The organism is Vibrio sp. SG41-7 (assembly GCF_014164465.1).
Lineage (GTDB): Bacteria > Pseudomonadota > Gammaproteobacteria > Enterobacterales > Vibrionaceae > Vibrio > Vibrio splendidus.
The window spans coordinates 1-5,088 of sequence record NZ_JACJFF010000203.1; the positions used below are offsets into that span (position 1 = coordinate 1).

Consider the following 5,088-nt stretch of genomic DNA (forward strand, 5'->3'; position numbering starts at 1 on the left):
TCAATGATAATCATGTGCGAATTTCTCATGTTTTTTTACTTCATGATCAGATCGTGATTATCTAAAAAAGTTCCCTGTAAAATAAATCCTTTATTTTCAATGATTAAAGTTCGATCCCGCCCTTCGAGGAAACATACTTTGGGTGGTCTGTACCATTTCAATTTAATAAAAATTTGAACTCTAAAAGAATGATTCCATTTTTGATGAGTAGCAAGTTACCCCTTTTCTTAATAAATTATTCTTTGGTCTGTTTGCCCGCCCAGTTATTTTCTCTGTTGTTTGTGCCCATCGAGATGGTGCAAGTAAGCGTCTACTAAGCGGAGATTGATCTTGAATATATTCATTTTTAAATATAGCTATCACTTCTTGAGTTTCATATAGACCCAGTATTTTCATATTAATAGCAGAAATATCTAACTCAAAATTTCCTTGCTCAATCGCTAGTGGTGCTTCTTCTGCTTGCCAAAGGTTAATTTTTTCGCCACAAAACAGAGCGATATTCAAGGCTCTTAATGACCATAAACTACTAGCCGGGCCACTGTAGTTATCAACTAAACGAACATCCTCATCAAACAGCCCTTGTGTGGGTAATCCTGCTTTTAACGCACCGTTACTAATAAAATATTTCAAGTTACAATGAAAAGCTCTTTTCGCTTCACCAATCGTTATCTTGTCGCTTTGTAGATCCACAGCCGCTAATAATGGAGCAGCAGCAGCTAAGCGATAACAGGCACTACGCCCAAAAAAAGGGAATCCTTCTTTACCAAAGAAATAACGATAATTGCCAACAAAATCAGATAATGCACTCTTTATAAAAGTAGAATCAAAATCAACATCTATTTGAGTAAACCAATACAAACTGTAATGAAAAGCCCACGCATTATAGTAGTCGTAATTTCCTTTTGCCCCATCACGAAACCACCCATCACCGACATAAAACTCTTTTACCCTTTCGTATTTGTCGTATTGGACTTCATCTTCACCAATTAACGCTTTCACTACGATTTGCACGGTAAGTACAAACAAGTGCCAATTATTATCAACGGTTTCACACTGATTAACCTGTTTAAACCAAGTTACGATTTGACACTTTTCATCGATTGAAAAACAATCCCAAACCCACTCTTTGCTCATCCATAGTGCCAGTGCTAAATCTGCACTTTCACATACTTTTTGATCACAATGGTGCAGCGTTCCCCAGTAGCCTTTATGTTGCGGGTTGGTGCCTGCTAAAAAGGCTTTACGTAAAATCTCAGGTACTAAAATGGGTTGTTGGTTCAATCCAGTAATAATCGTATTAACTTTCCCGTTAGCGTGTAACCATGCAGCTAATGTTGGTAACGTTCGACTTGTTCCTTCTAATGCATCAGTTCTGGCTGTTTGTTGACTTGGTCTTCCCGGATAATAAGCATGACTATGATCCCACACAGAATAATGTATAAAAGCTTCTGCAATATAGCTAACAATAGATTCACAGTGATATTTTAAATTGACTCTTTCATCCATAAATACGTTTTTTACATACTCATCATGTTGAGTATATAGTGATTTTTTATTTACAAGTCTGATGATATTTTCTTTCATCGATTTTAAATAGGTCAGCGTATTTGGATGCTCATAAGCAATTGTTGGCCGCTTCGTTTCTCTTATTTTCTTGGGCTGATACCGCAACGTTTGTGGTTCAATTTCTACCTTCATTATTTATTGTCCTTTCAAAACGAAAAAAGCCACAAAACACGGTGGTCATGTGGCTTAGAAAAAACGTTAACTTAGTCTTTTGCTGATTCAGTTAAGATTTGATAACGATCTTGGCCCCAAGCAACTGGTTTTGGTTTATCTTTAATCCAGTTATAGAAAGCATTTTTCATCTCTTTCACTTTTTCAGGGTATTTTTTAGCTAAATCAATCGACTCTGAAGGATCTTCTTTATCATTAAATAGCTTCACCTTATTTGAACCATCATCATAGAAATACAACGCCCAATCTTGATCACGAATCGCCCATGAGCCTTTAGACAGTTTTTCTAAATTTGGGTTATTCGGAATTGTATTGGTTTCATAGGTGATCCACTTCCAGTAGCCATACCAGAACGCATCATTTTCTTCACTGTAATGTTTCGCGCCAGGGCCTGCCCAATATAAGTATTGGTGAGGTGATGTTTCCGTCTTCCCTTCTAAAACAGGCATAATGTTTTTACCATCCACCTGGATATCTTCAGGAATATCAATGCCTGCCGCAGCTAGAGCCGTTGGTAAAATATCCAATGCTGAGATCAGTGAATCGCTTTCACCACCAGCTGGAATGTGTTTTGGCCAATAAGCGACAAATGGAACTCTGACACCACCGTTATACATTTGCCCTTTAAAGCCTTTATCCATTCCATTCATTGGCATTGGCGACTCATGAACGGCTCCGTTATCAGATAAGAAGAAGATGATGGTATTATCTAACTCTCCTTTATTCTCTAAGTTATCCATGATAATGCCAAGACTTTCATCTGCTGCATTAATCGCCGCAAAATACTTGTCCGCCTCAACATTACCAGTATTAAATCTATCCATGTATTTTGCAGGAGATGCTTCTTCTAATGGAATATGAGGCACGCTAAATGCGAGGTTAACAAAGAAAGGTTTGTCACCACTTTCATCAATAAACTTCAGTGCTTGATCGGTTAAATTATGCGTTAAATAACCCGGAGCAGAGATATTTTTACCATTTTGCCAAATAGCTGGTGAATCCCATAAAGCGGCACCCGATGCGTAAAAACTGTATGAATAATCGAAACCACGATCTTCTGGTCCATAACCTTTTGGTGTTACTGTTATTTGATTATCATGGTAATCACGGGTGCGTTTATCTTCATCAACTAGATTCTTCCCAGCAATTTTAGCATTATGCCATTTACCAATCGTCGCCGTTCGGTAACCATTTTCTTGGAAAAGCGCTGGCAATAATTTGATATCTAAAGGGATACCCAATTTAGCATCATCATTACTGTATGTACCAAAACTGGTTGGATGACGGCCAGTAAAAATCCCTGCACGAGATGGACCACAAACAGGGTGTGCAACAAATGCGTTAGTCATTTTAACGCCATTCGCCGCCAGTTTTTCAACATTTGGCATTGCTCGTTGTGCGGCATCGATCATCTTATCCAAATCGCCCTGATACCGAACAGGTACAGGGCGTTTAGCTAACTCAGTTTTATCTAAACTGTCTAGGGCAAAATTAAGTTGGCCCGTACCTAAATCATCCATCACGACAAGTAGCACGTTAGGTTGCTCAGGATTTTGATTTACAGCATAAGAAAGCGAAGGTGCTGCTACACAGGCAGCAGCGACTAGGCTTGCAATTACTGTCTTCTTCGATGAGGACAGGTTCATTTTTCACTCCTTGTTATTATTTTTAAATTTATATTGTTGCATTAGATCCGTAGGGTATTTTTGATAAGAGATACCGCGTCAATCGCCGTCCCACCTTGTTGTATGGCTTGCGACATTAAATGCATAGCAGGTGCGGTTTGCGTAAAAATTTGCTGATAGGATTCACAAAGGTAATTGTGTTTATGCTTTTCTCCATCAAGAGAAACAAGTCGGTGTTTAGGGCAGCCTCCATGACATAAACGATACACATCGCATGTCTCACATTGACTCGTTAATTTAAGAGATTTTGCGGTGCCAAACCTTTTTTGTTGTTTACTTGTCGCCATTTGAGCCAATGTCGTCTGCTCAATATTTCCTAATTTATTTACGGGATAAACATAGTGATCGCAAGAATAAACATCCCCATTAGCTTCAATTACCATCGCTTGTCCGCACTCTTTTGATTGAACACAGGTCGATGCAGGGTAACCCATCCAACTGCCTAAAATGCTGTCAAACATACGAATAAAAATGTGGCCTACATCTTCTTTAAGCCATTCATTAAATACTGACATCATGAACTGACCATAACCATGAGAAGGCACAGAGAAGTGTGCTAACTCTGCATTTTTCTGTGGGGAATAATGCCCCCTAGTTGGCTCTTGGCAATTCGCATTAACTTCAACAATTGGGATAAATTGCATATGAGTTGAACCGAGATCTTTTAATGCTAGATACGTTTCTTTACCGCGTTGCCAGTTTTGATCGTTAATCACCGTTAATGTATTAAATTCAACTTTGTACTCTTTTAATAATTCAAGTGCTCGCTTCACCCGCTCAAACGTAGGCTTACCATTAACTGAAATACGATATTTATCATGAACCTCAGCAATCCCATCAATAGAAACACCAAGTAAAAAATCATGTTGAGAAAAGAACTCAGCCCATTGACGATTAATGGCTACAGCATTGGTTTGAAAGCTATTAGTAATCGTTTTACCTTCAGCATACTGCTGCTGATATTTCACTGCATTTCGATAAAAATCTAAGCCTGCTAATGTTGGCTCACCACCCTGCCAAGAGAAATCGACCTCTTGCCCCTGATGTGAACGAATATAATCACGTACATAGCGTTTGAGCATTCCATTCGACATATTTTCACTTGGCTCAGATCTCGTCTTGTTCACTACGCCATCTTTTTCTAAATAGAAGCAGTAATCGCATTTCAAGTTGCAATGAAAACTGGTTGGTTTTGCCATCATATGAAAAGCAGCATGTTGTGCATTAGAAGCCATAACGATCCCTATCGAAAGCATTTGAAAGCAAGAGCAACAATACACGAAAGTAATTTAAGATTTAAAGATCGACATCACAAACAAACGAAAGAAAACAAAAATAAATAATTTGCGATATCGATCGATAAATAACCAGTTTATTTTCGTTAACCTACGAACGTAAAATATCGAAAGTTATTTTGCATCTTACAAATTAATCAATATTTAAAGGAAATCAACTATGTATATGATCAAAAAACATCGTTTGAATACGATTGCTCTCTCTATGTTATTTCTATTTACAGGGAGCACTTACGCTGAAAAAAATGGTCATGACTCCAATCTGTTGTTTTCTGTGGTAGAATCTACGTTTTTGGGGTACCAATCATGGCAACTATTCAGGTTAATTGTCGATTTTGCAGTCAGAGTAATGCTGTTCGAAAGCATGGTAA

General features: G+C 38.1%; 4 protein-coding genes. 1 reads left to right on the forward strand and 3 read right to left on the reverse strand.

Features of this window, described 5'->3' with window-relative positions:
* Nucleotides 1-180: 180 nt before the first annotated feature.
* The 3 genes from H5300_RS25435 to H5300_RS25445 all read right to left on the reverse strand — a co-directional run bounded on the left by H5300_RS25435 (nucleotide 181) and on the right by H5300_RS25445 (nucleotide 4,657).
* Nucleotides 181-1,698 (reverse strand): DUF2264 domain-containing protein, encoded by a 1,518-nt coding sequence (locus tag H5300_RS25435; RefSeq protein ID WP_182797224.1) that lies wholly within the window; start codon nucleotides 1,696-1,698, stop codon nucleotides 181-183.
* Between the two features lie 71 nt (nucleotides 1,699-1,769).
* Nucleotides 1,770-3,383: a sulfatase gene (locus H5300_RS25440; protein ID WP_182797225.1), complete on the reverse strand. Its 1,614-nt coding sequence runs from the start codon at nucleotides 3,381-3,383 to the stop codon at nucleotides 1,770-1,772.
* A 41-nt stretch (nucleotides 3,384-3,424) separates the two neighbouring features.
* Nucleotides 3,425-4,657: an anaerobic sulfatase maturase gene (locus H5300_RS25445; RefSeq protein WP_182797226.1), complete on the reverse strand. Its 1,233-nt coding sequence runs from the start codon at nucleotides 4,655-4,657 to the stop codon at nucleotides 3,425-3,427.
* A gap of 220 nt (nucleotides 4,658-4,877) precedes the next feature.
* Here H5300_RS25445 and H5300_RS27770 point away from each other — a divergent pair.
* Nucleotides 4,878-5,088 (forward strand): hypothetical protein (locus H5300_RS27770; protein WP_220503581.1); only part of this gene is annotated, 211 nt, incomplete at its 3' end.